The sequence below is a fragment of the Mesorhizobium sp. M1403 genome (assembly GCF_040317695.1).
Lineage (GTDB): Bacteria > Pseudomonadota > Alphaproteobacteria > Rhizobiales > Rhizobiaceae > Mesorhizobium.
This window is the reverse complement of the sequence record NZ_JAMYKY010000005.1, coordinates 317,894-344,724: the sequence shown is the minus strand read 5'-3', so window position 1 is coordinate 344,724 and position 26,831 is coordinate 317,894. Positions and strand designations below refer to the sequence as shown.

General features: G+C 63.2%; 20 protein-coding genes. 8 read left to right on the top strand and 12 right to left on the bottom strand.

Annotated features, from left to right (window positions below):
- Nucleotides 1-160: 160 nt before the first annotated feature.
- Entirely contained in the window at nucleotides 161-622 is a 462-nt protein-coding gene (locus tag NKH01_RS12910; protein ID WP_023719513.1) for a MerR family transcriptional regulator, read from the bottom strand.
- A 550-nt stretch (nucleotides 623-1,172) separates the two neighbouring features.
- Here NKH01_RS12910 and NKH01_RS12905 point away from each other — a divergent pair.
- The 4 genes from NKH01_RS12905 to NKH01_RS12890 all read left to right on the top strand — a co-directional run bounded on the left by NKH01_RS12905 (nucleotide 1,173) and on the right by NKH01_RS12890 (nucleotide 8,297).
- Nucleotides 1,173-5,027, top strand: a complete 3,855-nt coding sequence (locus tag NKH01_RS12905; protein ID WP_353020374.1) for a peptidoglycan-binding protein — start codon at nucleotides 1,173-1,175, stop codon at nucleotides 5,025-5,027.
- 191 nt (nucleotides 5,028-5,218) lie between these two features.
- Nucleotides 5,219-6,142: a sulfite exporter TauE/SafE family protein gene (locus NKH01_RS12900; protein WP_023719515.1), complete on the top strand. Its 924-nt coding sequence runs from the start codon at nucleotides 5,219-5,221 to the stop codon at nucleotides 6,140-6,142.
- Complete coding sequence (locus NKH01_RS12895; protein WP_023719516.1) at nucleotides 6,142-6,933, top strand: TIGR02186 family protein; 792 nt, start codon at nucleotides 6,142-6,144, stop codon at nucleotides 6,931-6,933. Before NKH01_RS12900 ends, NKH01_RS12895 begins: the two co-directional genes overlap by 1 nt.
- A 107-nt stretch (nucleotides 6,934-7,040) precedes the next feature.
- Nucleotides 7,041-8,297, top strand: a complete 1,257-nt coding sequence (locus NKH01_RS12890) for an Hsp70 family protein (protein ID WP_352483221.1) — start codon at nucleotides 7,041-7,043, stop codon at nucleotides 8,295-8,297.
- A 5-nt stretch (nucleotides 8,298-8,302) separates the two neighbouring features.
- On the opposite strand, the gene NKH01_RS12885 is transcribed toward NKH01_RS12890, so the two are convergent.
- Nucleotides 8,303-9,205 (bottom strand): LysR substrate-binding domain-containing protein, encoded by a 903-nt coding sequence (locus tag NKH01_RS12885; RefSeq protein ID WP_353020371.1) that lies wholly within the window; start codon nucleotides 9,203-9,205, stop codon nucleotides 8,303-8,305.
- A 280-nt stretch (nucleotides 9,206-9,485) separates the two neighbouring features.
- Here NKH01_RS12885 and NKH01_RS12880 point away from each other — a divergent pair, with 280 nt between their 5' ends.
- The 3 genes from NKH01_RS12880 to NKH01_RS12870 are packed head-to-tail and all read left to right on the top strand — an operon-like array spanning nucleotide 9,486 to nucleotide 14,094.
- Nucleotides 9,486-12,416: a molybdopterin oxidoreductase family protein gene (locus tag NKH01_RS12880; protein WP_353020369.1), complete on the top strand. Its 2,931-nt coding sequence runs from the start codon at nucleotides 9,486-9,488 to the stop codon at nucleotides 12,414-12,416.
- Nucleotides 12,413-13,147 (top strand): 4Fe-4S dicluster domain-containing protein, encoded by a 735-nt coding sequence (locus NKH01_RS12875; RefSeq protein WP_353005270.1) that lies wholly within the window; start codon nucleotides 12,413-12,415, stop codon nucleotides 13,145-13,147. The genes NKH01_RS12880 and NKH01_RS12875 overlap by 4 nt, the downstream gene beginning before the upstream one ends.
- 11 nt (nucleotides 13,148-13,158) lie before the next feature.
- The gene (locus tag NKH01_RS12870) at nucleotides 13,159-14,094 is read left to right on the top strand and encodes a dimethyl sulfoxide reductase anchor subunit family protein (RefSeq protein ID WP_353020368.1); all 936 of its coding nucleotides are present in this window, start codon (nucleotides 13,159-13,161) and stop codon (nucleotides 14,092-14,094) included.
- A 6-nt stretch (nucleotides 14,095-14,100) separates the two neighbouring features.
- Here the strand turns inward: NKH01_RS12870 and pdeM are convergent, their stop codons facing one another.
- The 5 genes from pdeM to NKH01_RS12845 all read right to left on the bottom strand — a co-directional run bounded on the left by pdeM (nucleotide 14,101) and on the right by NKH01_RS12845 (nucleotide 20,082).
- Complete coding sequence (pdeM, locus tag NKH01_RS12865) at nucleotides 14,101-14,799, bottom strand: ligase-associated DNA damage response endonuclease PdeM (RefSeq protein ID WP_502895892.1); 699 nt, start codon at nucleotides 14,797-14,799, stop codon at nucleotides 14,101-14,103.
- A gap of 14 nt (nucleotides 14,800-14,813) precedes the next feature.
- Nucleotides 14,814-17,336 carry a ligase-associated DNA damage response DEXH box helicase gene (locus tag NKH01_RS12860; protein WP_353020366.1) on the bottom strand — a complete coding sequence of 841 codons (2,523 nt, stop codon included), beginning with the start codon at nucleotides 17,334-17,336 and terminating at the stop codon, nucleotides 14,814-14,816.
- A gap of 67 nt (nucleotides 17,337-17,403) precedes the next feature.
- Entirely contained in the window at nucleotides 17,404-18,264 is an 861-nt protein-coding gene (locus tag NKH01_RS12855; RefSeq protein ID WP_353020364.1) for a C40 family peptidase, read from the bottom strand.
- Between the two features lie 30 nt (nucleotides 18,265-18,294).
- On the bottom strand, nucleotides 18,295-18,645 hold the full coding sequence (locus NKH01_RS12850) for a MarR family winged helix-turn-helix transcriptional regulator (RefSeq protein ID WP_023719526.1): 351 nt from the start codon (nucleotides 18,643-18,645) through the stop codon (nucleotides 18,295-18,297).
- 69 nt (nucleotides 18,646-18,714) lie between these two features.
- Complete coding sequence (locus tag NKH01_RS12845) at nucleotides 18,715-20,082, bottom strand: leucyl aminopeptidase family protein (protein WP_353020362.1); 1,368 nt, start codon at nucleotides 20,080-20,082, stop codon at nucleotides 18,715-18,717.
- Nucleotides 20,083-20,204: 122 nt separating this feature from the next.
- Between NKH01_RS12845 and NKH01_RS12840 the strand changes: the two genes are divergently transcribed.
- A complete protein-coding gene (locus NKH01_RS12840; RefSeq protein ID WP_023719528.1) occupies nucleotides 20,205-21,026 on the top strand; it encodes a tetratricopeptide repeat protein in 822 nt (273 codons plus the stop codon).
- 116 nt (nucleotides 21,027-21,142) lie between these two features.
- Here NKH01_RS12840 and NKH01_RS12835 read toward each other — a convergent pair whose 3' ends face one another.
- Genes NKH01_RS12835 through NKH01_RS12815 form a run of 5 tightly spaced genes read right to left on the bottom strand, consistent with a single transcriptional unit; the run spans nucleotide 21,143 to nucleotide 26,824 of the window.
- On the bottom strand, nucleotides 21,143-22,159 hold the full coding sequence (locus NKH01_RS12835) for a type II secretion system F family protein (protein WP_352483228.1): 1,017 nt from the start codon (nucleotides 22,157-22,159) through the stop codon (nucleotides 21,143-21,145).
- An 11-nt stretch (nucleotides 22,160-22,170) separates the two neighbouring features.
- A complete protein-coding gene (locus NKH01_RS12830; protein WP_023719530.1) occupies nucleotides 22,171-23,184 on the bottom strand; it encodes a type II secretion system F family protein in 1,014 nt (337 codons plus the stop codon).
- Nucleotides 23,185-23,213: 29 nt separating this feature from the next.
- On the bottom strand, nucleotides 23,214-24,722 hold the full coding sequence (locus NKH01_RS12825; RefSeq protein ID WP_023719531.1) for a TadA family conjugal transfer-associated ATPase: 1,509 nt from the start codon (nucleotides 24,720-24,722) through the stop codon (nucleotides 23,214-23,216).
- 29 nt (nucleotides 24,723-24,751) lie between these two features.
- Nucleotides 24,752-26,035, bottom strand: coding sequence for a CpaE/TadZ family protein (locus NKH01_RS12820; RefSeq protein ID WP_023719532.1), 1,284 nt, complete (start codon nucleotides 26,033-26,035; stop codon nucleotides 24,752-24,754).
- Between the two features lie 54 nt (nucleotides 26,036-26,089).
- A complete protein-coding gene (locus NKH01_RS12815; RefSeq protein WP_023719533.1) occupies nucleotides 26,090-26,824 on the bottom strand; it encodes a CpaD family pilus assembly protein in 735 nt (244 codons plus the stop codon).
- Between the last annotated feature and the right edge of the window lie 7 nt (nucleotides 26,825-26,831).

Genomic DNA, 26,831 nt, shown 5'->3' with positions numbered 1-26,831 from the left:
AAAAAAAAAAAATTTTCCCGTCATAAAAAAACAATATTCGCCGCCCCCAAAACTCCCCCCCCCCCCCCCCCCCCCCACCCCCCCCCCCCCCCCCCCCCCCCCCCCCCCCCCCCCCCCCCCCCCCCCCGGTTCTCATTCGTCAGAAATCGGCAGGTTTAGTTTAGCTCGCCACGCTGGCCTGCGGCGCCGAGCGCTCGATCAGCATTTGCCGGACGGTCGACATCGAGGCACTCAGTTCGCTGATAGCGTCATCGATCAACGCCCGCTGCTTCTGCAGGCGGGCAAGCTGCTTCTCCGACTTGTCGAGCGCCAACCGCAACTGCTTGGTGTTGGAGCCGTTCGGATCGTAGAGGTCCATCATCTGCTTGACGTCACGCAGCGAGAACCCGACCTTGCGGCCGAGCAAGATCAGTTTCAGCCGGGCCCTGTCGCGGCGTGTATAGAGACGGGTTGAGCCGTCACGCTGCGGGTTGAGTAGACCCTTGTCCTCATAGAAACGCAGCGTGCGCAGCGTCACTCCGTATTTCTTGGCCATTTCGCCGATGCGGACAAGCTCTTCACCGGCTTCGCTCGACATATCGTTGGTATTGGCCGCGGCTTGGCCGGGCGAAATAAGTTTCATGGTCACTGGCTTTCCCCGTCTGGTGGCGTCGCGGTCGCGGACCTTGCGTCGCCTGAGTGAAAGCGGGGGCGTGCTTCCACTCGTGGTTTCAACAAACAAATCGCAAACGGCGTAATCCGCTCGTTTACGTTTACGTCAATGCTATATCGATAGCCGCCTTACGACGCAAGAGCGTTCTGGGCTTGGAACTTTATGCCGCAGCGCCGGTGGATAACCTAAAAGTCGTGGCCGATTTCGGGAGCGATCATGCGGCTGATCAAAATTCTACAGCGTCTTTTGTGCGTCCAAAAAGACACCCGGCGCCGTCCGCAGCCAGTCGACAAAGTTGCAACTTCTTAAGCTTGGTTAACGCGTTGTTTACCACGTTGGGGCGAAATGTGCGCATGTCGGTTACCCGTGTTTATCCTGTATTGAATTTTTCACGGTTTTTCGGAGCGCGGGTAAGACCCGGGAAGCTCGTCTTCCACTGCAACAAGCCAAGCAGTCGCGTTCGTCCCGGCAGGACTTTGGGAACCTGGTGAAAGCCAGCAATTCTGAAACGGGCGCATTGATGAACAGCAAGCGGTCCTACCTCGATACACTCAACGCCGGCAGGCAGCGCAGGCCGCACACGACGCTTGAAGAGCTCAACCGTTCCCTGGAAACGCTGGAGCAGCGACTGGAGCGGACGCGCGAGGAGACTGCAAGCCATCCCGGTCCACGCCGACCAGCGGCAGAACCGCGCTATCCTAGTGCCCAACCCTATGGCCAGCAGCGCCGGTACGAGGACCCACGCGACGCGCAGCGGCCGAAAGGTCCAGCGGCGGCCGTCGACCAGAACTACCAGGCGATCGCCCGCGATATCGACCGGGTGCGCGGCCAGGAGGACGGCGTCGCCCTAGCCGGCAAGATCGCTGGCGAATTGCGCGGCCTGCGCGAAGAGCTTCGCCAGCAGATGACCTCCGGCCTGCAACGCGAGTTCGACGCACTGCGCAAGAATATCGAGCGAGCCTACCAGTCAAATGGCGGCGGCAAGGGCAGCGCCGAACTCGGCGTCGAATTCGAGCGGCTTTCCGGCGCCATCCAGACGCTGGCCGAAAAAAGCGACGACAGAAGCGTCAATATGTTGCGGCTCGAGCTTGAGCAGGTCAAGGCAGCTCTCGATACGCTGGCGCGCGAGGAGAGCGTGCAGGCAGTGGGCCGCCGCTGGGACGATTTCGACCGCCGCTGGAGCGCCTTCGAGGACCGCGTCGACGCCGATCAGCGCAAGCGCTCCGACGCGCCCGGCCTGTCGGCGCTGACCGAGCGGCTCGAACAGATCAGCAATGCCGTCAGCAATCTGCCGGAATCGCTGTCGCTGCGCTCGCTGGAGGAAAAGGTCCGCATGCTTGCCGGAGCGGTCGACCATTTCGCCCGCCAGCAGGACAATCGCGGCAGCGACACATTCAGTCAGATCGACGAGCGGCTCGACGAGATTTCCCGCGCGATCGTCGCCTCGACGGTTGCCGCGCAAGCCAATTCGTTCGACCCCGAGCCCTTCGAACGCATCGAGAAGCGGATCGATTCACTGGCCCAGCAAATCGAAGAAGTGTCGCAGGATCGTCCGGGCCGGGAGGTCATCGACCGTCTCAACACATTGTCGAGCCGCGTGGATGAGCTGGCCGGCCGAGCCAATCTGCCGGAACAAGCTATGGAGCGCCTTGCCAGGCAAGTCGCGCTTATCGCCGACAAGATCGACCATGCACCTGCCATGCCCGACGCCGACTACATCTTCCAGGGGCTCGAGCAGCGCTTCGATGTGCTGTCCAGCATGATGGAACGTCGCCAGGGCGACGCCATCGAACAAGGCAACATGCTGTTTCGCGACCTTGAGCGCCGGTTGGACGAAGTCGCCGACAGGCTGGATCAGCGCATGCCGCAGGTCGACAGCGCCGGCATCATGGATGCCATCGACGCCCGCTTCACCGCGCTGGCCAAGCGGATGGAGACGCGCGTTCCAGATCCCGCCAGCGAGGCGGCGATCCGCGGCCTGGAGAGCCGGCTCGAAGACATTTCAAGCCGGCTGGATTCGTCCGCGGCACAGGTCGCCAGCATCGACCCGGCGTTGATCCGCAGCCTCGAAGCGCAGGTCGCGGGCCTGACGGCGCATCTTTCCAAGCCCGGCACGCCGCTGCCGGAATTCGACGACATCAGCCCGCGCCTCAACGAGATCGAGAAGTCGCTGGCCGGAACCCGCGATTCCATCCTCGGCGCGGCGCGCGAGGCGGCCGAGAGCGCCGTCCGCTCGCTGGCCGGATCAAGCGCCAACACGGCGGCCGTTACCGGCCTCGCCCAGGACCTGAAGACGCTCGAGGCGCTGACGCGCCGTTCGGACGAGCGCAATTCAAGGACGTTCGAGGCTATCCACGACACGCTGCTCAAGATTGTTGACAGGCTAGGTTCACTGGAGACCGGCGAACCGGCAAGCGCAGAGTTGAGCAAACGCTTCGGCCGGGCATCCAAGATCTCGGTGCAGGACGCACCGTCGATGGACATCGACCAGCCGCTGCCGTTAACGGGCAACATGGCCGATCTGGACGGTCGCACCGCGGCGCTCGTGCGCGACGAGCCAGGTCCGCGTACGCCGGCCGAGGCGGCCGCGGCAGCCGCCCTGGCGGCCCTCGGTTCAGACACGACGCATGAAAAAACCGAGCAGGGCGGCGGCAGGAAATCGATGTTAGGCGGGCTGGCGCGCGCCTTGAAGGGCAAGAAGGAGGCCGAGATGCCGCCGCTTGCCGGCTCGGCGTCGAGCGTCGAAATACCGAGCGTCGATCTCGACGAGCCGCTCGACCCCAAGGTCGCCAATCGGCCATTGGAACCCGGCTCCGGCGCCCCCGACCTCAGCGCCATCATGAAACGTGTGCGCGACGAGCGCGGGCAGCCGGCCCGCGAAGGCGGCGCCGAAGCGGCGAAATCGGACTTCATCGCGGCAGCCAGACGGGCTGCGCAAGCGGCGGCCGCCGAGGCGGACGCCCTTAAGCGCCAGTCGACGATGAAAGGCCCGGTCAAGGCGCTCAGGATAGGCGACCTGCTCAAGGCGCGGCGCAAGCCGATCCTGATGGGGGCAATTGCCATCATGCTGGCGCTTGCCGGCCTGCAACTGGGCAACGCCTTCTTCTCCGATCCGGTCGAAGTCGCCAACAATGACGCGGCGCCGGCTGTGGCCGCACAGCCGGTGGAGACTGCATTGGCCAGCGTTGCCAGCGAACCGAAGGCGGACGCGCAGACGGCAGCGCAGGATAGCGCGCCGTCCTCCATCGTCAGGCAGGCAGAGCCGTCCGCAGCGACGACCAAGGACGACACGGCGGCGCAAACCGGCCCCGCCACACCGGCAACCGAGGCATCGACAGCCCCCGCGGCAGCCCCTGACATGGCGGCGCCAGACGCCACGGCCGCAGTGCCCGCACCGGCAGCGGCGACGGCCAGCGACGCCGAGCCAATGGCTGCCGCGCCTGCTACCACCACAGCTGCGACGCAGGACACGACGGGCACGGTGCCGCCGGCAGATGCTGCCGCGGCAAGCGTTGCCAAGATCGAGGTTCCGGCCGGTGTCGGTCCGGCCGCCCTGCGCGATGCAGCGGCCGGCGGCGACGCCAAGGCACTGTTCGAGATCGGCTCGCGCTACGCCGAGTCGCGCGGCGTCAAGGAAGACATGGCAGCGGCGGCCAAATGGTACGAGAAAGCTGCCGATCTCGGTTTCGCACCGGCAGAATACCGCATCGGCAATTTCTACGAGAAGGGCATCGGCGTCGCACGCGACATCAAAAAAGCGAAGACCTGGTACCAGCTTGCCGCAGAGCAGGGCAACGCCAGCGCCATGCACAATCTGGCCGTGCTGTTTGCGATGGCGGCGGATGGCGTGACCGACAATGAATCGGCAGCGCGCTGGTTCCAGGCGGCGGCGGACCTCGGCGTCAAGGACAGCCAGTTCAATCTCGGCATCCTTGCGGCGAAGGGCGTCGGCATGAAGCAGAACCTCGAGGAGAGCTACAAATGGTTCGCGCTCGTCGCCAAGACCGGCGACAAGGATGCGGCGGCCAAGCGCGACGAGATCGCCAAAGCCCTGAGACCCGAGCAGCTGGAGCGTACGCGTGCCGCGGCCGAGCTGTGGAAGGCCAAGCCGCTCGATCCAGCCGCCAATTCGGCCGACATTCCTGAATCGTGGCAGGACGGCACACCGCAGACGACGGCCGGCATCGACATGAAGAAAGCGGTCCAGAACATCCAGCGCATCCTCAACAAGAACGGCTACGAGGCCGGCAATCCCGACGGCATGATGGGCCGGAAAACCAAGAACGCGATCATGGCCTTCCAGACCGACAACGACATGAAGGCAACCGGCGCGATCGACGAAAAGCTGGTCAAGGCGTTGCTCGCGCGCAAATAACGGCGGATGCGTCGTTTCCGCGACGCCCTTGCCACAGATTTGCCTGTTAACTGATTGAGTTGTTTTTTGTTTCGGCGGTGCGACGAAGTTTGACTTCACCGCCCGGCCGGCGCAAGAACGAGATAGCCTTCTGACGCAAAATGCCCGCAACGGTTGCATTCGCCAGGAGGCAAACTGATCGAGACTGACGGGTGGGCATCTATCTCCCGATCGCGGAAATTTCCGTTAACGTCTTCGTGCTGCTGGCCATGGGCGCAGCGGTGGGTTTCCTGTCGGGCATGTTCGGCGTGGGCGGCGGCTTTCTCATCACGCCGCTGCTGATCTTCTACAACATACCGCCCGCGATTGCGGTCGCCACCGGCGCCAACCAGGTCATCGCTTCCTCCTTCTCCGGCGCCCTGTCGCACATGAAGCGCGGCACGCTCGACTTCAAGCTCGGCGGCGTGCTTTTGGCCGGCGGCATCGTCGGCTCGACCGGCGGCATCTATGTCTTTGCGTTCCTGCGCCGACTCGGCCAGCTCGATCTGTTCATCTCGCTGCTCTACGTCGTGCTGCTCGGCACTGTCGGCGGGCTGATGCTGGTCGAGAGTATCAATGCGCTGCGCGTCACCCGCAGCGGCGCCGCACCGGTGTTGAAGAAATCCGGCCAGCACAACTGGATCCACCGCCTGCCGCTGAAGATGCGGTTCAGGGCCTCGAAGCTCTTCGTCAGCGTCATTCCGGTGCTTGGGCTGGGCGCGGCGATTGGCTTCCTATCGTCGATCATGGGCGTCGGCGGCGGCTTCATCATGGTGCCGGCCCTGATCTACCTTTTGAAAGTGCCGACCAACGTCGTCATCGGCACCTCGCTGTTCCAGATCATCTTCACCTCGGCTTACACCACGCTGGTCCACGCCACCACCAACCAGACGGTCGACGTCATGCTCGCCTTCCTGTTGATGGCAGGCGGCGTCGCCGGCGCACAATATGGCGCGAAGGCCGGTCAGAGGCTGCGGGGCGAACAACTCAGGGCGCTGCTGGCGCTGCTTGTGCTGGCGGTCGCCATCCGGCTCGCCATCGATCTTTTCGTCACGCCTCCCAATCTCTATTCGCTGTCCGGCGTGGGCCTGAGCTGATGGCTGGCTTGAGGACGCTCGCGGCCGCCGCCTTGCTGTCGCTGCTGGCCGCGGCGTCAGCGGCGAAGGCACAGACGCCACTAACCGAAAACATCCAGATCGGCCTTTCCACCGACAATGTCTCGATTACCGCCGGCTTTTCCGGCGCCGACCTGACCATCTTCGGATCGCTGGAAAATGCCGATCCGCTTGTCGCACGGCAAGGGCGCTACGACGTGATCGTTGTGCTGGAAGGCCCGGCCCGACCGGTCGTCGTGCGCCGCAAGGACCGGGTGCTCGGCGTCTGGGTCAATCTGGAGTCGGAGACCTTCGAAAACGTACCTGTCTCCTATTCTGTGGCGACGACGCGGCCGCTGCAGGACGTCACCGATCCGAACAGCTACAAGCAGCTGTCGCTTGGCGCCTCCAACCTCTATTTGCAGCCGGCCGACGCCGAGGACAGCCCGGCGACAATCGAGGAGTTCACCGCCGCGCTGCGCGAGCGCAAGGCGGCAACAGGCCTCTACAGCGAGAATGTCGGCGGTGTGCAGTTCCTGTCGCAGAACCTGTTCCGCGCCACCGTCAGGCTCGCTCCCAACGTTCCGGTCGGCACCCACAAGGCGCGCGCCTTCCTGTTCAAGAGCGGCCTGTTCATCAAGGAAAGCTCCGCCCAGCTCGAAATCCGCAAGTCCGGTTTCGAACAGTCGATCTTCCGCGTCGCCCACGACTACTCCTTCCTCTACGGTGTCTTTGCCGTATCGCTGGCCATGCTGACAGGCTGGCTCGGAAGACTGGTCTTCAGGAAAGACTGAACTCTCGTAAAAGTGGTTTCCCTTTCCGAGGGTATGGGCTAGACCGCGATCCCCGGTCCGACCGGGCACGAGCTGCTGCTCCCCAAATCAGAATATAGGAACGCACGATGCGACCAGCATTTGCCGGTATCGACTTCGGCACTTCGAATTCCACAGTGAGCGTGGTCAGGAACGGGCAGCCGCGGCTGGTGGCCTTGGAAGACGGCCAAGTCACTCTGCCCAGTGCGGTGTTCTTCAATTTCGAGGACAACCGCACCTATTTCGGGCGACGCGCCATCGCCAACTATACGGACAGTATCGAAGGCCGCCTGATGCGCTCGCTGAAGAGCGTTCTCGGCAGCTCGCTCGCTCACGAAAAGACGCGCATCAAGGCGCGCTCGATCGGCTTCATGGAAATTGTCAGCCTATTTGTCGGCCACCTGAAAAAGAAGCTCGAAGAAAACGCCCTCGACACAGTCGAAAGCGTCGTAATCGGACGGCCGGTACAGTTCGTAGACGACGACGCCGGGGCCGACGCCGAGGCCGAGCACGAACTCGAAAATGCCGCTCGCGCTCAGGGCTTCAAGCACATCGCCTTCCAATTCGAGCCGATCGCGGCGGCACTCGACTACGAACAGAAGGTGACGCGCGAGGAACTGGCGCTGATCATCGACATGGGCGGCGGCACGTCCGATTTCTCGATCGTGCGGGTCTCGCCCGAGCGCGCCCGCTCGCTCGACCGCAAGGACGACATCCTGGCCAGCCGCGGCATCCACATCGGCGGCACCGACTTCGATCGGCTGCTGAGCATCGCCCATGTGATGCCTCAGCTCGGCTATCTGACGTCGACTAAGGATGGCAAGCGCAATCTGCCGGCGAGCTACTTCATCGACCTGGCGACATGGCAGCGCATCAACCTGGTCTATACCGCAAGGGCGATGACGCATCTTCGCCAGATCCGCTACGAGGCAGAGCGCGCAGACCTGGTCGACCGCTTCATCCACATCGTCGAGCATCGTTACGGCCACGCGCTGGCGGCGCTGGTCGAAAGGGCCAAGATCGAGCTGACGGACCGATCGTCGGCCGGTATCGAGGTCGCGCTACCGGAGGTGAGGTTCACGGCAGAGATCACGCGCGAAGGTCTCGAAGCCACTATCGCTCGGGATATTGAGCGCGTTGCAGGTACCGTCGAGCAGACCGTCCGCGACGCGCAGGTGAAGCCCTCCGACATCACGGCGGTGTTCCTGACCGGCGGATCGACCGCGATCCCGCTGGCCAGGCAGCAGATCCTGGCTCTGGTGCCGCAGGCGTCGGTTATCGAAGGCGATGTGTTCGGCTCAGTCGGGCTTGGGCTGGCGCTCGACGCACAGCGGAAGTTCGCCTGATCGGCTTAAAGCGGCGCGGCTCTCTCAGCTTTGCCGCCGAGATGCGCCTTGAGCGCCATCTGGGCCAGGCTTGGCTGCCGGTCGCGATGCGTGATCATGGCAAATTCGCGCTTCGGCAGATCGATCGGCACGGAACGCAGACTGCCTTCGGCGACCGCGCGCGCGACGACGAGTTCCGAAATGATGCTGGCGCCGGCGCCGGCCTCGACCGCCTGGCGAATAGCCTCATTGCTCGGCAATACCAGGAATATCTGTAGGTCCGCGAACGAAATCCCGTCGTGTCGGGCAAGGTCCTCCAGCGCCTCGCGCGTGCCCGACCCGCCTTCGCGAATGATCCAGCGAAGCCCGCCAAGGTCGGGATGCCCAGGCGAAACTTCCGCGATCTCAGGGTGCGAGCGCGCCACGACCAGCATCATGCGATCGATATCGACCTTGGCACGCCGCAAAATGTCGGATTCGGTGCGCCCCTCGACCAGGCCAAAATCGGCTGCGCCATCAAGTACATTGGTCTCGACCTGCCTGGTGTTGCCAATGCTCACGCTCAGCCTGACGGCAGGATAGGCTTCGTGGAAAGAAGCGAGCCGGCGCGGCAGCCAATAGCTGGCGATGGTCTGGCTGGCAGCGATCGAGAGACTGCCTGATATCGTCTGCGAGACATGCTCCAGCACGTTGTGGGCGGCCGCCGCCCGCTCGAGAACCGCCTTGGCCTCCGGCAGGAACCGGCGTCCGGTCTCGGCGAGCTCGATATTGCGGCCCACTCGGTTGAACAACTGCACGCCGTGCTGCTGTTCGAGCGAGCGGATGGCGGCGGACGCGGCCGACTGTGAAATGCCTAACAAGTCGGCCGCTTTGGTCATGTGCGCCCGTTCGGCGACGGCGACGAAGATCCGCAATTGGTCCAGAGTCATGCCAGCATTAAGAAGCAAATCCGATTGGAATTACAAGAGCAAGTTGTTAGACAGATTGATTGCTTTGTTCTAAATTTTAGCCCGAAATTGGAAAAAAGTCGCGCCAGAACAGTCGAGGGTAGAAATTGGTGAGGCTGTTCAAATCCGTGTTTACGCACTGGACCCGCAGCCTGCGGTGGCGGCTCGTCGGTGAACGCTATCGGCCGGAACAGCATTACATGCGCGGCCCAGGCCCGAAGACGAGAGCCAAGGCCCCGGAACGCAACAACATCGCCGGATCATGACCAACAAACCGCTGCGCGGCGCCAACTCAGCACCATCCCAACGGCCGCTTGCCGATACGCGCGCGCCCGCCGAAGGCGACGGCGTCGATACTTCGCCTGATGTCTCCGACAGCATCGCCAAGACCACCTGCTATATGTGCGCCTGCCGCTGCGGCATCGACGTCCACATCAAGGACGGCAAGGTCCGCTACATCAACGGCAACAAGGACCATCCGGTCAACCGTGGCGTGCTGTGCGGCAAGGGCAGCGCCGGCATCATGCAGCACTACAGCCCGGCTCGGCTGAAGAAGCCGCTGCTGCGCACCGGCCCGCGCGGCTCGGGTGAGTTCCGCGAGATCGAGTGGGAGGAAGCTTTGTCGATCGCGACGAAGCGGCTTTCGAATATCCGCCGAACCGATCCGAAGAAACTCGCCTTCTTCACCGGGCGCGACCAGTCGCAATCGCTGACCGGCTGGTGGGCGAGCCAGTTCGGCACGCCGAACTTTGCCGCCCATGGCGGCTTCTGCTCGGTCAATATGGCGGCCGGCGGCCTCTACACGATCGGGGGCTCGTTCTGGGAGTTCGGCGAGCCCGACTGGGACAACACCAAATACTTCATGCTGTTCGGGGTTGCCGAGGATCATGATTCCAATCCGATCAAGATCGGTCTCGGCAAGCTCAAGGCACGCGGCGCCAAGGTGGTCTCGATCAATCCCTGCCGCACCGGCTACAACGCGATTGCCGATGATTGGATCGGCATCCGGCCCGGCACCGACGGCCTGTTCGTGTTTGCACTCATCCACGAATTGCTGAAGGCCGGCCGTGTCGATCTCGACTACCTCTTGCGCTACACCAACGCCCATCTTTTCGTCATTCAAGAGCCTGGTGCTGCCGATGATGGGCTGTTCATGCGCGACGGCGACGGCAATCCGCTGGCTTGGGACAGGGTGGCGAAGATGCCAGTCAATGCCAGTGACGCCGGCGCGAAGCCCGCACTGACCGGCAGCTTTCTCGTCGACGGCCGCCGTTGCGTGCCGGTCTTCCAACTCGTCGCCGACCGCTATCTGGACGAGAGCTATTCACCCGAGGCGGTCACTGACCGGTGCGGCATCTCCGCCGACACCATCCGCAGGATCGCCGCCGAACTCGCTCATGTCGCCTTCGAACAGCAAATCGAATTGCCGGTGGCCTGGACGGACTGGGCTGGCCGCCGGCACGAGACCATCAAGGGCCGGCCGGTGTCGATGCATGCGATGCGCGGCATCTCGGCCCATTCGAACGGTTTTCACTCTTGCCGCGCCATCCATCTGCTTCAGGTGCTTCTCGGCACCGTGGACGTGCCGGGCGGCTTTCGCTTCAAACCGCCTTATCCGCGGTCTGCACCGCCGGGGCCGAAGCCCGCCGGCAAGAATGTGAAGCCGATGACGCCACTGGACGGCATGCCGCTCGGCTTCGTCTGCGGACCGGAGGATCTGCTGATCGACGAAGGCGGCAAACCGATCCGTATCGACAAGGCCTACTCCTGGGACGCGCCGCTGGCCGCACACGGGCTCATGCACACGGTTATCCGCAATGCATGGGCCGGCGATCCCTACACGATCGACACTCTGTTCATGTACATGTCCAACATGGCTTGGAACTCGTCGATGAACACCGTCGAGACGATGGCCATGCTGACCGATATTGATGCGTCGGGTGAGTACAGGATCCCGTTCATCATCTACTCCGACGCTTATTATTCCGAGACCGTACCTTTTGCCGATCTGGTGCTGCCGGACACGACCTATCTCGAGCGTCATGACTGTATCAGTCTGCTTGACCGGCCGATCAGCCACGCCGACGGGCCGGGCGACGCCATCCGCCATCCCGTCGTCGAGCCGGATCGCGACGTCAGGCCGTTCCAGACGGTGCTGATCGAACTCGGCGCGCGGCTCAGCCTGCCCGGCTTCGTCGACGACGATGGTTCCGCCAAATACCGCGACTATGCCGACTACATCGTCAATCACGAGCGCACGCCAGGTGTCGGTCCGCTCGCCGGCTGGCGCGGCAAGGACGGGGCTTCGGTCGGCAAGGGCGACGTCAATCCCGACCAGTTGCAGCGCTACGTCGATAATGGCGGCTTCTGGCACCAGGATTTCGCCGCCGATCAGCGCTACTACAAGATGGCCAACCGCTCGTATCTCGAATTCGCCGAGAGCATGGGCTTCATCCCGCAGGCCGAGCCGATCGTCTTCCAACTCTATTCCGAGCCGATGCAGCGCTTTCGCCTTGCGGCGCGCGGCCATGGCGGGGTGCTGCCGCCGGAGGCGGAGCGCAGCCGTATCGAGACCTATATGGATCCGCTGCCGTTCTGGTACACGCCCTTCGAAGAGGCTGCGGTCGATAGCCAAGCCTATCCGCTCCACGCGCTGACGCAGCGGCCGATGCACATGTACCATTCCTGGGGCGCGCAGAATGCGTGGCTAAGGCAGATCACCAGCCAGAACCGGCTGTTCGTGCATAATCGGACCGCCGCCGGCCTCGGGCTTGTCGATGACGACTGGGTGTGGATCGAGAGCATCAACGGCAAGGTCAAAGGACAGATCAAGCTGGTCGACGGCGTCAACGCCGATACGGTGTGGACCTGGAATGCGATCGGCAAACGGCGCGGCAGCTGGGGGCTCAAGGATGACGCGGCCGAATCCAATCGCGGCTTCCTGCTCAACCACATCATCGGCGACCAGACCTCCGCCGATACCAGCGGCAAACGCTATTCGAATTCCGATCCGGTGACCGGCCAGGCGGCGTGGTTCGACCTGCGCGTGCGCATCGTCAAATGCGCGGCCGAGGAAGCTGGCTTCACCGAGCCGCAATTCGAGCGGTTCCGGCAGCCGCCACACTTCGAGCCCTCGCCCGACAAGCTCAGTTTCGGCGCCGAATTCCGTCGGGAAAGAGAAGCTGCCAAATGACTTGCCTTCCCGCCCATACCGACAAGAAGCTCGGCCTTGTCATCGATCTCGACACCTGCGTCGGCTGCCAAGCCTGCGTTACCGCCTGCAAAGAATGGAACACCGGCGGCCATATGGCGCCGCTAACCGACATCGACCCCTATGGCGGCAATGCCGACGGCGTGTGGTTCAACCGCGTGCACAGTTATGAGCACATCACGGAGATGGGTGGGCGCACGGTCAACTTCCCGCGCTCCTGCCTGCATTGCGAGACACCGGCCTGCGTCACCGTCTGCCCGACCGGCGCCTCCTACAAACGGGCGTCGGACGGCATCGTGCTAGTCGACGAGGACAAATGCATCGGCTGCAAATTATGCAGCTGGGCCTGCCCCTACGGCGCGCGCGAATTCGACACTGATGTCGGCGTGATGAAGAAATGTACGCTGTGCGTCGACCGCATCTACAACGACAATCTGGCGGAAGAAGATCGCGTGCCGGCCTGCGTTGCCGCCTGCCCGACCAGCGCGCGGCATTTCGGCGATCTGGGCGATCCGGCATCGGCGGTGTCGCAACTGGTGGCCGAGCGCGGCGGTGTCGACCTAATGCCGGAGATGGGCTACAGGCCGACCAACAAATATCTGCCGCCACGCGCCCACACCACCCGCGCCGCATCGGTGCCGGCACAGGCGCTCCAGCCGGTGCGAGCCGAAGGCGGTTTCCTTGGCTGGGTCGACCGCATGCTTTCGAACTGACCCGCGCCTTCATGCATCCAGCCTTCTCCGTCGTCTTTTTCACCACCGCCACGGGCGCCGGTTACGGCCTGCTCGCGCTGCTTGGCGTGTTGGCCGGACAGGGCTTTATCCCGCCCGATTTCTGGCTTGGCCTCACCGGCATGGGGCTGTCGCTCGGCCTGATCTCGGCAGGCCTGCTGTCCTCGGCCGGCCATCTCGGCCGGCCCGAACGCGCCTGGCGTGCCTTCTCGCAATGGCGTAGCTCATGGCTGTCGCGCGAAGGCGTTGCCTCGGTCGCCACCTTCGTGCCGGCGGGACTGTTCGGTATTGGCTGGGTGGTCCTCGGCCGTACGAGCGGCTGGGTGGCTGTCGCCGGGCTGCTGGCTGCCATCGGCGCGGTCGCAACCGTCTGCACCACCGGCATGATCTACGCGTCGTTGAAGCCGATCGCCCAATGGCACAGCCGCTTCACCCTGCCCGGCTATCTGATCTTTTCGGCGATGACCGGCAGCGTACTGCTCATCGCCCTGCTGCAGGGATTTGCGGCAGGCTCGAATATGCTTCTGGCGGCTGCCCTGTTGCTGACCGCGCTCGGCTGGGGTTTGAAGCTGGCGACCTGGCGATACAATGATAGGCTGGAGATCCCGACCAATGCCAACACTGCAACCGGGCTTTCCGGCGGCACGGTGCGGTCGATGGAATGGCCGCATACCGAGGAAAACTATCTGCTCAAGGAAATGGGCTTTCGCATCGCACGCAAGCACAGCGCAAAGCTGCGGCTGATCACCCAGGCTCTGGCCTTTGCCTTGCCCGCTTTGCTGCTGATTGCGGCGTTTGCCTTGCCGTGGCCCTTTGCGGCGGCTTCGTCGATACTCTCCGCAATCGCCCAACTCGCCGGCATGCTGGTGGAGCGCTGGCTGTTCTTCGCCGAGGCCAAGCACACTGTTACCCTCTATTACGGACGATAGGGCAGCTCAGCCCGGCCTGAGCATCGAGTGGGAAATCGCGAAGATGCGCTCAGTGCCAAGCATATAGGCCATCAGCGTTTCGCGGCGGAACAGCCCGGCATAGGCGCGGTCAAGGAGATTGAGCGAACCGGTGTAGGCGCCGAAGGCCGGCATGATCATGCGGCCGCCATCGCCGGCAAAGCAGCGCCGCCGCACCGAACGGCCTTGCTGGACGATGCGGGCGCAAGGATGCAGATGGCCTGATATCTCGCCCTCCACCCTTACCGCCGAAGGCTCGTGCCGGAAGAGCAGAGAGCCGATGGCCAGCTCGCGCACGGTGTCGCCCGGCAGGTCGGCCGGTGCTTCCGGGTCATGATTGCCGGCGACCCAGAACCAGTCGCGCCCAACCATCAGCCCTTCCAGCCTTTCGCGAAAGCTTGCGTGCATGCGCGCGGCGCCGCCGCCATCGTGAAAACTGTCGCCCAGGCTGATGACGATCGCAGGCTGATAATCGGCAATCACCGTCTGCAGCCGGAGCAGCGTGGCGCCGGTATCGTAAGGCGGAACCAGCGTGCCGCGCCTGGCCAGTGAGGAGCCTTTTTCCAGATGCAGGTCGGATACGGCCAGAAGCCGGAATTCGGGAAAATAGAGCACGCCGCGGCGGTCGCAGATCGCGCGTTCGCCAGCGATACGGACGGCGCCCGTATCCGCCAGAGTCGCAGCCATTGCCAGCGCCACAGTCATTTCGTCCCCATGGCCTCCTCGACCAGCGTGGCTGCATCCATCAGCAGCGTCTCATCGGCCTCGCCGTGCACCGGCATCTTGCCGATCTCAAGCATGATCGGCACGGCGAGCGGCGATATCTGCTCGAGATTCTTATGCATGATTCGACCCTGGACGCGCGAGAGCATCTCGGCAAGTCTGCTGACATCCAGCAGACCGGTCGCGGCATCGGCCCGCGTCGCCTGCAAAAGGATGTGGTCGGGCTCATGGCTGCGCAGCACGTCGTAGATGAGGTCGGTCGACACGGTCACCTGGCGGCCGCTCTTCTCCTGCCCCGGGTGGCGTTTCTCGATCAATCCCGAGATCAGCGCGCAATTGCGAAAGGTGCGCTTCAGCAGCCAACTGCCGGCGAGCCAGGCTTCGAGGTCGTCGCCCAGCATGTCCTGATCGAAGAGCTGAGCCAGCGACGGTTTCTTCGCCCTGAACATGTGGCCCATATCGGCCAGCGACCATATGGCAAGCGCATAATCGGTGGCGACGAAGCCGAGCGGCCTGGCTCCCGCCCTGTCGAGGCGGCGGGTGAGCAGCATGCCTAGGGTCTGGTGCGCCAGCCTGCCCTCGAACGGATAGGCCACCAGGTAGTAGCGGTTGCCGCGCGGAAAGGTCTCGATCAGCAGATCGTCGCGTTTCGGCAGCACCGACTTGTCGGCCTGGAAACGTAGCCAGTCGGCGACCTGCTCCGGCAGCTTCTTCCAGCGCTGCGGATCGTCCAACATGGCGCGGACCTGTTCGGCGAGGTACGTCGAAAGCGGGAATTTGCCGCCGCCATAGTACGGCACCTTGGCGTCGCTGCCCGGCGCGTTCGAGACGAAGCACTCACTCTCGCGGATGCCCTCGAAGCGCAGCACCTTGCCGGCGAACATGAAGGTGTCGCCGTGCGTCAGCGTTTCGAGGAACGCCTCCTCGATCTTGCCAAGAACCCGACCGCCACGCGAAGCCGCGCCTCTGCTGCCGGCCTGGACGTAGCGCACGTTGAGCGCCGGCACTTCAATGATGGTGCCGACATTCAGCCGGTATTGCTGAGCGACGCGAGGATTGGACACCCGCCACAGCCCGTCCTTGTTGAGACGAATACGGGCGTAGCGTTCGTAGTTCTTCAGCGCATAGCCGCCGGTGGCGACGAAATCGATGACGCGATCGAATGTCGGCCGGTCGAGATCGGCATAGGGTGCTGCCGTTCGCACTTCCTCGAACAGCGCATCGGCCTGGAACGGCGCACCGCAGGCGCAGCCCAGCACGTGCTGCGCCAGCACGTCGAGCCCGCCATTGACCAGCGGCGGCGTATCCTGGGCGCCCAGATAATTGGCGTCGAGCGCCGCCCTGCATTCCAGCACCTCGAAGCGATTGGCCGGGATCAGGATCGCCTTCGACGGCTCGTCCATACGGTGGTTGGCCCGACCGATGCGCTGTGCCAGCCGGCTGGCACCTTTCGGCGCGCCGACATGGACGACCAGGTCGACGTCGCCCCAGTCGATGCCGAGGTCGAGCGTCGAGGTGGCGACGATGGCACGCAAGGCGTTCTCGCCCATCGCTTTCTCGACGCGCCGGCGCTGGGCGACGTCGAGCGAGCCATGGTGTAGCGCGATCGGCAAGGTGTCCTCGTTGACCCGCCACAACTCCTGGAACAGCAGCTCCGCCTGGCTGCGCGTGTTGACGAACAGCAGGGTTGTCTTGTGGCGCTTGATCTCGTTGTAGATCTCCGGCGTTGCGTAGCGGGCCGAATGTCCCGCCCACGGCACGCGCTCCTCCGAATCGAGAATGGAGATCTCGGGCTTGGCGCCGCCAATGACGACGATCAGTTCGGCCATCGGCCCCGGTGGATTCTGGCTGACCAGCCAGCGCCGCAATTCGTCGGGCTCGGCGACCGTCGCCGACAGGCCGATCATCTGCAGGGCGGGCACAAACGAGCGCAGCCGGGCCAGGCCAAGCGACAGGAGGTGCCCACGCTTCGAGGTCACCAGCGAATGCAGTTCGTCGAGTACGACATAGCGCAGGTCCTCGAAGAAGCGCCTGGCGTCGGGCGCGGCAATCAGCAGCGCCAATTGCTCGGGCGTGGTCAGCAGAATGTCGGGCGGCGCCAGCTTCTGCCGCTGGCGCTTGTGTGCGGGCGTATCGCCGGTGCGCGTCTCGACAGTAACCGGCAGCCCGATCTCTTCGACGGGTTTGCCGAGATTGCGCTCGATGTCGACGGCCAGCGCCTTCAACGGCGAGATGTACAGCGTGTGGATGCCGCGATGCGCCTGCCCTGGCCTTCTTCTTGGCCGGCCGGCCAGTTCGGTCAGCGATGGCAAGAACCCGGCCAGCGTCTTGCCGGCGCCGGTCGGGGCGATCAGCAATACCGACTGCCCGCCCTGAGCCTTGGCCAGCAATTCGATCTGATGGGCGCGCGGCGACCAGCCTTTTTCCGCAAACCATTTGACGAATGGCTCGGGCAGGACGACGGCGGCTTTCTGTTCGGCAAGGCGCGGCTGCTCTGTCACGCGTCAGAGGTAGCGCGGCGGCGCGCGATCGCCAAGCAGAATCAGAACAAAAGGTGATCGATTCGCGTTACGGCCGGCGAAACCCCGTCGGACCGCCATAGAGATAGCCGATACGGGCGATCGCTTCGCTCAGTCCTTCACGCGATACCAGCATGGTGTGGCCATTGGCGTGGATCATCGTCTCGGCGTCGGTCATGATAGCGACGTGGCCTTTCCAGAACACCAGGTCGCCGCGCTGAAGCCCGGAAAAGTCCGCCCCCGGAACGAGCGGCTCGCCGATGGTTGCCGCCTGCATGTCGGAATCGCGCAGCATCTGCCTGCCGGCCATGCGCATCGCCAATTGCACGAGACCGGAACAGTCGATGCCGAAGCCCGAGGCGCCGCCCCACAAATAAGGCGTGCCGAGAAAGCTCTCGGCAACAGCAACGTAGTCGGCGGCCGCCTCGGCGACAGGCCTGAGATGACCCGAGATGACCGCTTGACCGGACGGCAACAGCGCATAATGCGTGCCGCGTGTTTCGGCTGAGCCCGTCACCGTCACCAATGATCCCATCGACAATTGCCCGCTCACCGGAAAGCGCAAGTCGGGTCCTGGATAGAGAAAGGTGCGCGGCACCGAAACGATATGGGTCGGCGCATGGTCCCGAGCGCCCAACGCCGTGTCGGCGACATAGCCGACATAGCCGTCGCATTCGCCCTGGATCCAGGCCCAGCCTTCTGCGTCCTCGAAGACGAGAATGTCATCGCCGAACAGAAGCTGTGTGTTGACACCGGCATTCGGCCGTGGCGCCTTGCGGATGTCGGCCACGGAAGCGGTGATGCGAGCCGGCCGGCCGGCGACGAACCGGTCGGCGGCGACCTCGCCTCTCAGCCTGGCATCGGCGAGATCGGAGCGGAAGGCATGGAGGCGGGCATCCCTGGCGGTCAAATCGGCAACTCGTTCAAATGGACAATTTGGTCAAATCGGCAGCTCTTGGGCTCTGGCAATGATAACATCGCCGAAGCGTTCGACAAAGAGCGCACCTTCGACTGTGCGCCTGACCAGCACGTTGCGCTTGTCGAGCTCGTCGCGGTGGCGCGACACCAACTTCAGCGCCCCCATCGTGTCGAGCGCACGGGTGATCACCGGCTTGGTGACATTGAGGCGGGCAGCCAGACCGCGCACCGTGTGCGGCGGCGGATCGAGATAGATGGTGAACAGGATCGCCGTCTGGCGCATGGTGAGATCGGGTGCGTCGTCGCGCACCTGCGACAGCACCACCTGCTGCCACAGTCGCAAGGCCTGACTTGGACGCATGATAATCGACATCCGTCCAGCATGACGGAAAATTGTTTCGGTTCCGTTTCAGTCAACACCTTCGTCGGCTATGCCGAGACATCATCCGCCGAAGCGGTTCGAAATGACACGCTCCAGCGCCCGGATGCCTTGCGCCTCGCCGCCGGCAAGGCCGTGCGGGCGGTCCGACGGGTTCCAGGCGAAGATGTCGAAATGCGCCCAGCTGGCGGTCTTTTGGACGAAGCGCTTCAGGAATAGCGCCGCGGTGATCGAGCCGGCGAGACCATCCGACGTGACGTTGTTGATATCGGCAATTTTCGACGCCAGCTTGGCGTCATAGGGCTTCCACAACGGCATGCGCCATAGCGGATCCTCGACCGCAACGGAGGCGTCCGCCAGCTCGGATGCAAGCGCCTCGTCACCGGTGTAGAAGGGCGGCAGGTCGGGGCCGAGCGCAACACGGGCAGCGCCTGTCAGTGTTGCCATATCGACCAGCATCTGCGGCTCCTCGTCGTCGGCCAAGGCTAAGGCGTCGGCGAGGACCAGCCGCCCTTCAGCGTCGGTGTTGCCGATTTCGACGGTGATGCCTTTGCGGCTCACCAGCACATCGCCTGGACGGAAGGCGTTGCCGGCTATCGAATTCTCGACAGCGGGGATGAGCACGCGCAGCCGGACCTTCAGCCCGGCGGCCATGATCATGGAAGCGAGGCCCAGCACGTTGGCAGCGCCGCCCATGTCCTTCTTCATCAAAAGCATGCCCGAGGACGGCTTGATGTCGAGGCCGCCTGTGTCGAAGCAGACGCCCTTGCCGACCAGCGTTATCTTGGGGGCATTCTTCGGCCCCCAAATCATGTCGATCAGGCGCGGCGCGTCGGCCGAAGCGCGACCGACGGCATGAATCATCGGAAAGTTGGCGGCGAGAAGATCGTCGCCCTTGGTCACCGATATTTCAGCCTTGTGCGTCGCGGCCAAGGTCCGGGCGGCATTCTCCAGCTGGCCGGGACCCATATCGCTGGTCGGCGTGTTGACCAGGTCGCGTGCCAGGAAAACGCCATCGGCGATGCGTCTGACGCGAGCAGCGTCGGCGCCGGACGGCAGCGCGAAGCGAAGCGTCCTGCCAGGCTTCTTGCCATAGCGGGTGAAAACATAGCCGCCGAGCGCCAGCGCGAGTGCCGTAAGCTCCGGCTTGGCCGGTGCGGACGCAAGACGCCAGTCGCCTTCGGGCAAGGCTCTCGCCAGTGCCCCGACGGCCATTGCGCCCTCGGCGTCGCCGGTGCCGAACAGGGCTCCGGCAATCGCACCGTTATCGCCAGGCACAACCAGCGTCCTGCCGGCCTCGCCGGAAAAGCCGTTGGCCTTGGCCCAGGCGACCGAGGATGGCGCAAGGCCCGCCGCCGCCTGTGCATCCTTCGCCACCAGATGGACCGGCAGCGCATTGTTCAATTTTTTCTCGACGAGTTCGATAGGCATTCCCTGGTCTCCGGCTTCTGAGTCGGCGTTTCTTAACTCTCCGTTAGGGTTAACAGAATATTTCTGCGGGAGGGAAGATGACCACGCAAATGGTCACGCGCATGAACGGAGCCCTGGTGCCGATGCCGACCGACCGCAGGATGAACGCCAGCGCAAACAGGCTGATCACCACGGCGTTGATGATGGTGCTTGCCGCAAGCGTCGCTGGCTGCGGAACCAGCAAATTGACGACTGGCTCGATTTCTCGCCCAAGCGGCAAGCCGCTGGAAACAATGTCGGCGGGCGAACTGCACAACGCCACGATGGCGCTCGGGCAATCCTACTCGAAAAGCCCCAACGACAAGCGGATCGCGACAAACTATGCCGCGGCGTTGCAGATGGACGGTGACGCCGACCAGTCGCTTGCGGTGATGCGCAAGCTGGCGATTGCCTTGCCGAAGGACCGCGACGTGCTCGCCGCCTATGGCAAGGCGCTTGCCGCCAACGGACAGTTCGAGCCGGCTCTCGATGCCGTGCGCCGCGCCCAGACGCCCGAATATCCTGACTGGAAACTTGTATCGGCGGAAGCTGCCATTCTCGACCAGCTCGGCCAAAAGGACGAGGCGCGTCAAGACTATCGCAAAGCGCTGGACCTCAAGCCGAACGAACCGTCGATCCTTTCCAATCTCGGCATGTCGTATGTGCTGGAAGGCGATTTGCGCACGGCCGAAACCTATATGCGCTCGGCCGCCCAGCAGCCGAATGCCGACAGTCGCGTCCGCCAGAACCTGGCGCTGGTCGTCGGTCTGCAAGGACGTTTCGACGAGGCCGAGAAGATCGCCTCACAAGAGCTGTCGCCGGAACAGGCGCAGGCCAACGTCGCTTACCTTCGCCAGATGCTGGCGCAGCAGAATGCCTGGAGCCAGCTCAAGGAGCAGGACAAGGCAAAGCCTGCCACCAACTGACCGCTTCGAGCGCCGAACCGGCGCGAGAATTCCGCAACACGTCAAACGCAAGGAGCCGCGCGACACCCGCAGCGCGGCTTTGAATCGTAGCAGCGTTTGTGGCGACGCCGCTTGGGCTACTGGCTGCTCGATTTCGGCTGGTCGCCAAAGATGCCGCGCTGACTCACCTGGATGCCGGCGGGACCCAGAATGATGGCGAACAGCACCGGCAGGAAGAACAGGATCATCGGCACGGTAAGCTTCGGCGGCAGCGCGGCCGCCTTCTTCTCGGCGGCATTCATGCGCATGTCGCGGCTCTCAGCGGCAAGCACGCGCAGCGCATGCGCCACGGGCGTACCGTAGCGCTCGGCCTGAACCAACGCCTGGGACACCGACCTGACGGATTCGAGGCCAGTGCGGCTTGCAAGGTTCTCGTACGCCTGCTTGCGCTCCTGCAGATAGGAAAGTTCGGCATTGGTCAGGATGAATTCTTCCGCCAATGCCACCGATTGCGCGCCGATCTCATCGGCGACCTTGCGAAGCGCTGCTTCCACCGACATGCCGGACTCGACGCATATCAGCAACAGGTCGAGCGCGTCCGGCCACGCCATCTGAATCGACTGCTTGCGCTTGGTCGCACGGTTGTTGACGTAGAGCACCGGCGCGTAGAACCCCGCATAGGCGACCACGATGCAGACGAACAGCTTCACGAAAAGCGGCTGCTCGGGCAGTCCTCCAAGCACGAACAGATATATGGCCGCCAATGCAAAGCCGATGAAGGGCAGGACGAGGCGGAAAAAAAGGAAGCGCGTCAGCGGATTTTGGCCGCGAAAACCCGCCACTTTCAATTTCTGCAAGGTACCTTCGTCCGCCAGCGCACGCCTGAGATCCAGGCGATCGACAATATTGCGCATGCCGACCGACTGCTCTTCGCGCAGGCCCTTGCGGCGGCGGTCGGCTTCGACTGCCAGCCGCGCGCGCTGTTTGGCGCGCAGCTCATCGCGCTCCAGCGCCACGGATTTCATGCGCGCCTTGAGCTGGTTCCCGCCAAAGGCGGGCAGCAGCGTGAAGACCGTCGCAAACACCGCGATGCCGACCAGCAGTGCGATCAGCAGGGACGGGTCGGTGAGAGTTCTGATGACGTGATCGGTCATACGCGCGAATCCTAGACTTCGAAGTTCATCATCTTGCGCATTACCAGGATACCCATCGACATCCAGACGCCGGAACAACCGAGGATCAGATGGCCGGTGCTGGTGGTAAAGAGGGGCATGATGTAGTTCGGGCTCGTCAGATAGACGAGAAAGGCAACGACGAAAGGCAGCGCGCCGATGATCACGGCGGATGCCTTGGCTTCCATAGACAACGCCTGGACCTTGGCCTTCATTTTCTTGCGGTCGCGAAGCACGCGCGAAAGATTGCCCAGCGCTTCGGAAAGATTGCCGCCGGCCTGAGACTGGATCTGGATGACGATGCCGAAGAAGCTCGCCTCGGTGCACGGCATCGTTTCGGGCATGCGCATGGCCGCGTCGGGGATCGACAAACCCATTTGCTGCGAATCGACGATGCGGCGGAACTCGGTCTTGACCGGCTCGGGGGATTCATTGGCGATCAGGCGCACGGCGTCGTTCAGCGGCAGGCCGGATTTTACTGCACGCACGATGATGTCGAGCGCGTTCGGAAATTCGTTGAGAAACGCCTTGACGCGGCGTGCGCGGCGAAACGAGACGAACCAGCGCGGCAGACCCAAGACACCGACCAGCAGCGCAGCCGGCAAGACCAGCAGCGGTGCGCCGATGAAATAGACCAAAGCCGTCAAGACGACGCCGCAGACCGCCGAATAGACATAGAAGCGCTCAATCGAGACCTTCATGCCGGCCTGGCGGATTTGGATCTTCAGCGGTGGTTTCTTGACCAGGCTCTGGTTGGACTTTTGCTTTTGGTCGAGATCCTTCAGCGAATCCTGGACGGATTTGCGACGCTTGGCCGCTTCCGCCACGCGATCGCGCGAAGCCTTGACGACGGAACGATCCGTCTCGGCGGTCTTGATCGATTCAAGCCGCTTGCCAACCTGCTTCTCGGTGCTGATCCGATTGAACAGGAAAGCATAGGCCACTGCGCCGGCGCTGAAGCCGGCGAGCACGACGAATGCCAATACGGTGCTGTCAATCCCGAACATCGACCCTGGCCCCCACGCTTCCAGACGGATCAGTCAGCGCGTTTCTCCATCGCCTCGAGTGCAACGGCTAGGCGCTGCTCCTCGCCATAGTAGCGGGCGCGCTCCCAGAAATGCGGACGGCCGATGCCGGTCGACACGTGCTCGCCCAGCAACCTGCCGTTCGCATCCTCGCCCTTGATGTTATAGAGAACGATGTCCTGGGTGATGATGACGTCGCCTTCCATGCCGATCACCTCGGTGATGTGGGTGATGCGCCGCGATCCGTCGCGCAGGCGTGCAGCCTGTATGATTACGTCGACGGAGCCGACGACAATTTCGCGTACGGTTTTTTGCGGCAGCGTGTAGCCGCCCATGGCGATCATTGACTCTATACGGTTGAGGCATTCGCGCGGGCTATTCGAGTGGATCGTTCCCATCGAGCCGTCATGGCCGGTGTTCATCGCCTGCAATAGGTCGAACACTTCGGGTCCACGCACCTCGCCGACGATGATGCGCTCGGGCCGCATGCGCAGACAGTTCTTGACCAGGTCGCGCATGGTCACTTCGCCCTCACCTTCAAGGTTGGGCGGACGTGTTTCGAGACGCACCACATGTGGCTGCTGCAATTGCAGCTCAGCCGAGTCCTCGCACGTAATGACGCGTTCCTCGCGGTCGATATAGTTGGTCAGGCAATTGAGCAGCGTCGTCTTGCCGGAGCCGGTACCGCCCGAAATGACAATGTTGCAACGGACGCGGCCGATGATCTTGAGAATCTCGGCGCCTTGCGGCGAAATCGACCCGAACTTGACCAGCTGGTCGAGCGTCAGCTTGTCCTTCTTGAACTTGCGGATGGTAAGGGCGGTGCCGTCGATGGCCAGGGGCGGTGCGATGACGTTGACACGGGAGCCATCAGGAAGACGCGCATCGCAGATTGGGCTTGATTCATCGACGCGGCGGCCAACCTGGCTGACGATACGCTGGCAGATGTTGAGGAGCTGCTGGTTGTCGCGGAAACGGATGCCAGTCTGCTCGACCTTGCCGTTGACCTCGATGTAGACGTTCTTGGAGCCGTTGACCATGATGTCGGCAATATCGTCGCGGGCAAGCAGTGGCTCCAGCGGCCCGTAGCCCAAGACGTCGTTGCAGATATCCTCGAGAAGCTCTTCCTGCTCGGCGATGGACATCGCGAAGTTCTTGATCGCGATGATGTCGTTGACGATGTCGCGGATTTCCTCGCGCGCGCTTTCGGGATCGAGCTTGGCGAGCTGCGACAGATCGATCGTGTCGATGAGTGCGGAGAAGACCTGGCTTTTGGTGTCGTAATAGCTCTCGCTGCGCTCACGCTGAATCCTTTTCGGCTCCGGCGCCAATGGCGGCGGCTCGACCGCACGGCGAACCGCCGGCCCTGCAGGCGCGCCGGATGGCGGCAGCGCCCCGGGCCTGGCAGCTACCGCCGCTTCCACAGGGTTCGCGGCCGCCGGCGCGGCAGGTGCGGGTGCTGGCTGACGGAATTCCGGGATGGTCCGGTTGCCGTCGTCGCTGCCTCTTTTACCAAACATGATTGCTTACCAATTCCACCGCTGCGGCATCACTTCTTGTTGCGCGAAAGCTTGCCGAGCAGGTTGCCGAGGCCAGCCTTTTTCTTCACCTTGATTTCGCTGCGCCCCGTCAGCACATGGGCAATCTCGTTGATCGTGGCGACGACGGGGCTCTTGGCATCCATCTCACCGAGCATACGTCCGTTGTTGGCGGCATTTCCGAACAAAAGCGGCTCGAACGGGATGACCGACATCGGCGAAAGGCCGAGCGATTCGGAGAAATCGGACGGCGTAATCTCGGGACGTTTCGGCACACCGGCCTGGTTGATCACAAGCTTTGGCGCAGGATCGTTTGGACGAAGCCGCTTCAGCATGTCGACCAGGTTCTTTGTGTTTCGCAGATTGGCCAGTTCGGGCGTCGCCGTGATGACGATCTCGTCGGCCTTGACCAGCGTGTTCTTGGTCCAGCCGGCCCAGACGTGGGGAACATCGAGCACGAGGAGCGGCGCGCTACGCTGGGCTATGTCGATAAGCTGGGTGAAGGCGTCGGGCTCGAAATCGTAGACCCGCTCCAGGGTCGAAGGTGCCGCAAGCAGCGACAGGTGCTCGGCGCATTGGGCGAGCAGCCGGTCGAGATAGACCTCGTCGACGCGTTCCGGCGAGAAGACCGCCTCGGCAATGCCCTGCGCCGGGTCCTGGTCGAAATTGATGTTGGCCGTTCCGAAGGCGAGGTCGAGATCGGCGACAACCACTTCGGACTTGAAAAGGGACGACATGGCCCAAGCCACATTATGGGCTATTGTCGAGGAGCCGACGCCGCCCTTGGCGCCGATGAAGGCAATCGAGCGGCCGATCGGCTCAGCTTCCGGATCAACGAAGATCGAGGACACCACGCTGACGATGTCGGCCATCGATACCGGGGCGATGACATATTCGGAAATGCCCGATCGGATGAGTTCGCGATACAGGCCGACATCGTTGTAATGGCCGACAACCACCACCTTGGAGGTCGGATCGCAGTGCTCGGAGAGCTGGGCGAGTTGTTCCAGCAACAGCTTCGGCTCGCTGCGCGATTCAAGCAGGATCAGGTTCGGTGTCGGCGCAGACTGGTAGAATTCGATAGCGGTGGGGATGCCCCCCATATGCACCTTCAGATGGGCCTTGGCCATACGGCGATCCTCGCCAGCGCGCTCGACCGGATTGGCTACGCCTTCGGTCTCGCAGAACGCCTGGATCGAAATGCGCGGGATCGGCCGCAACGCCTGCATCGCGGCAATATCCTGCTCCGAGGTTTCGCCGCCTGCTACCTCTGTGTCATAGGCAAGATTGCTCATTGTCATCTCTTTCAGTGACTTGCGCGGCTTAGGTCTGTTGAGCCTCAACACTCGTTAATATTCGACTTCCGAATTGCCGAGGAGTTCGTCCGAAATTCCTCTGTCGCGATAGACGTCGATCACCGCGCTCCGATTTGCCGCGTCGATGGGAGTCTGTTTGCGCGGCCCGATCAGATCGGCCGGATTGGCCATCTGGGCGGCAAGGTTGTTTTGGTACGAACAGCCGAAATCGGCATAATGCTTGTTTTCCGAAGTCTCCAGAAGGTCTTCCGGCCAGCGCCCGCATTTGTCCGTCTGAGCCTTCACCGAGACGTAGGCGACACGGACCGGGGCGGACGCTTCGGCCGAAACGGATTGATAGGACCGCACGGCGATCCGCTTCCGGCTGATGCCGCTGGCTATGGCAAGCCTGGCGAAATCGCGACCGGCCGCGGCCGCTGCGATTTCGTTAGCCGAGCCGCTCGGGACCTCAATCGTCAGCACCGGAGCCGCGCTCCTGTCGTATCCGTCCAGAAAGCCCAGGAGCGTGTCGCGCTGGAATCTGGTCATGCCACGGTCGCCGGCGCCGACCGGAAGGTCGATCTTCTGGATCTTCTCGGCGATGACGATCGGATGGGTGGTGCGATAGTCGTCCGGTATGGCACCGACCGTGACGCTGTCGCGATTGGCGCAGCCGGCCAGTGATGCCGCCATCACGACCGCCATGATGGGAACGGCAGGCCGCCAGATTCGCAAATGGACCGACCGCATCGCGGTGATCGCCTTTGTCTTCGATGCTGACTGAGACATGTCCGCT

Excerpts from the sequence above, each read along its gene's own strand:
- NKH01_RS12870 (WP_353020368.1), top strand. The coding sequence starts at position 13,159 with ATGCATCCAGCCTTCTCCGTCGTCTTTTTCACCACCGCCACGGGCGCC.
- NKH01_RS12835 (WP_352483228.1), bottom strand. The coding sequence starts at position 22,159 with ATGACCGATCACGTCATCAGAACTCTCACCGACCCGTCCCTGCTGATC.
- NKH01_RS12825 (WP_023719531.1), bottom strand. The coding sequence starts at position 24,722 with ATGTTTGGTAAAAGAGGCAGCGACGACGGCAACCGGACCATCCCGGAA.
- pdeM (WP_502895892.1), bottom strand. The coding sequence starts at position 14,799 with ATGGCTGCGACTCTGGCGGATACGGGCGCCGTCCGTATCGCTGGCGAA.
- NKH01_RS12845 (WP_353020362.1), bottom strand. The coding sequence starts at position 20,082 with ATGCCTATCGAACTCGTCGAGAAAAAATTGAACAATGCGCTGCCGGTC.
- NKH01_RS12905 (WP_353020374.1), top strand. The coding sequence starts at position 1,173 with ATGAACAGCAAGCGGTCCTACCTCGATACACTCAACGCCGGCAGGCAG.
- NKH01_RS12885 (WP_353020371.1), bottom strand. The coding sequence starts at position 9,205 with ATGACTCTGGACCAATTGCGGATCTTCGTCGCCGTCGCCGAACGGGCG.
- NKH01_RS12895 (WP_023719516.1), top strand. The coding sequence starts at position 6,142 with ATGGCTGGCTTGAGGACGCTCGCGGCCGCCGCCTTGCTGTCGCTGCTG.
- NKH01_RS12840 (WP_023719528.1), top strand. The coding sequence starts at position 20,205 with ATGCCGACCGACCGCAGGATGAACGCCAGCGCAAACAGGCTGATCACC.
- NKH01_RS12910 (WP_023719513.1), bottom strand. The coding sequence starts at position 622 with ATGAAACTTATTTCGCCCGGCCAAGCCGCGGCCAATACCAACGATATG.
- NKH01_RS12875 (WP_353005270.1), top strand. The coding sequence starts at position 12,413 with ATGACTTGCCTTCCCGCCCATACCGACAAGAAGCTCGGCCTTGTCATC.
- NKH01_RS12830 (WP_023719530.1), bottom strand. The coding sequence starts at position 23,184 with ATGTTCGGGATTGACAGCACCGTATTGGCATTCGTCGTGCTCGCCGGC.
- NKH01_RS12815 (WP_023719533.1), bottom strand. The coding sequence starts at position 26,824 with ATGTCTCAGTCAGCATCGAAGACAAAGGCGATCACCGCGATGCGGTCG.
- NKH01_RS12850 (WP_023719526.1), bottom strand. The coding sequence starts at position 18,645 with ATGTCGATTATCATGCGTCCAAGTCAGGCCTTGCGACTGTGGCAGCAG.
- NKH01_RS12820 (WP_023719532.1), bottom strand. The coding sequence starts at position 26,035 with ATGAGCAATCTTGCCTATGACACAGAGGTAGCAGGCGGCGAAACCTCG.
- NKH01_RS12880 (WP_353020369.1), top strand. The coding sequence starts at position 9,486 with ATGACCAACAAACCGCTGCGCGGCGCCAACTCAGCACCATCCCAACGG.
- NKH01_RS12890 (WP_352483221.1), top strand. The coding sequence starts at position 7,041 with ATGCGACCAGCATTTGCCGGTATCGACTTCGGCACTTCGAATTCCACA.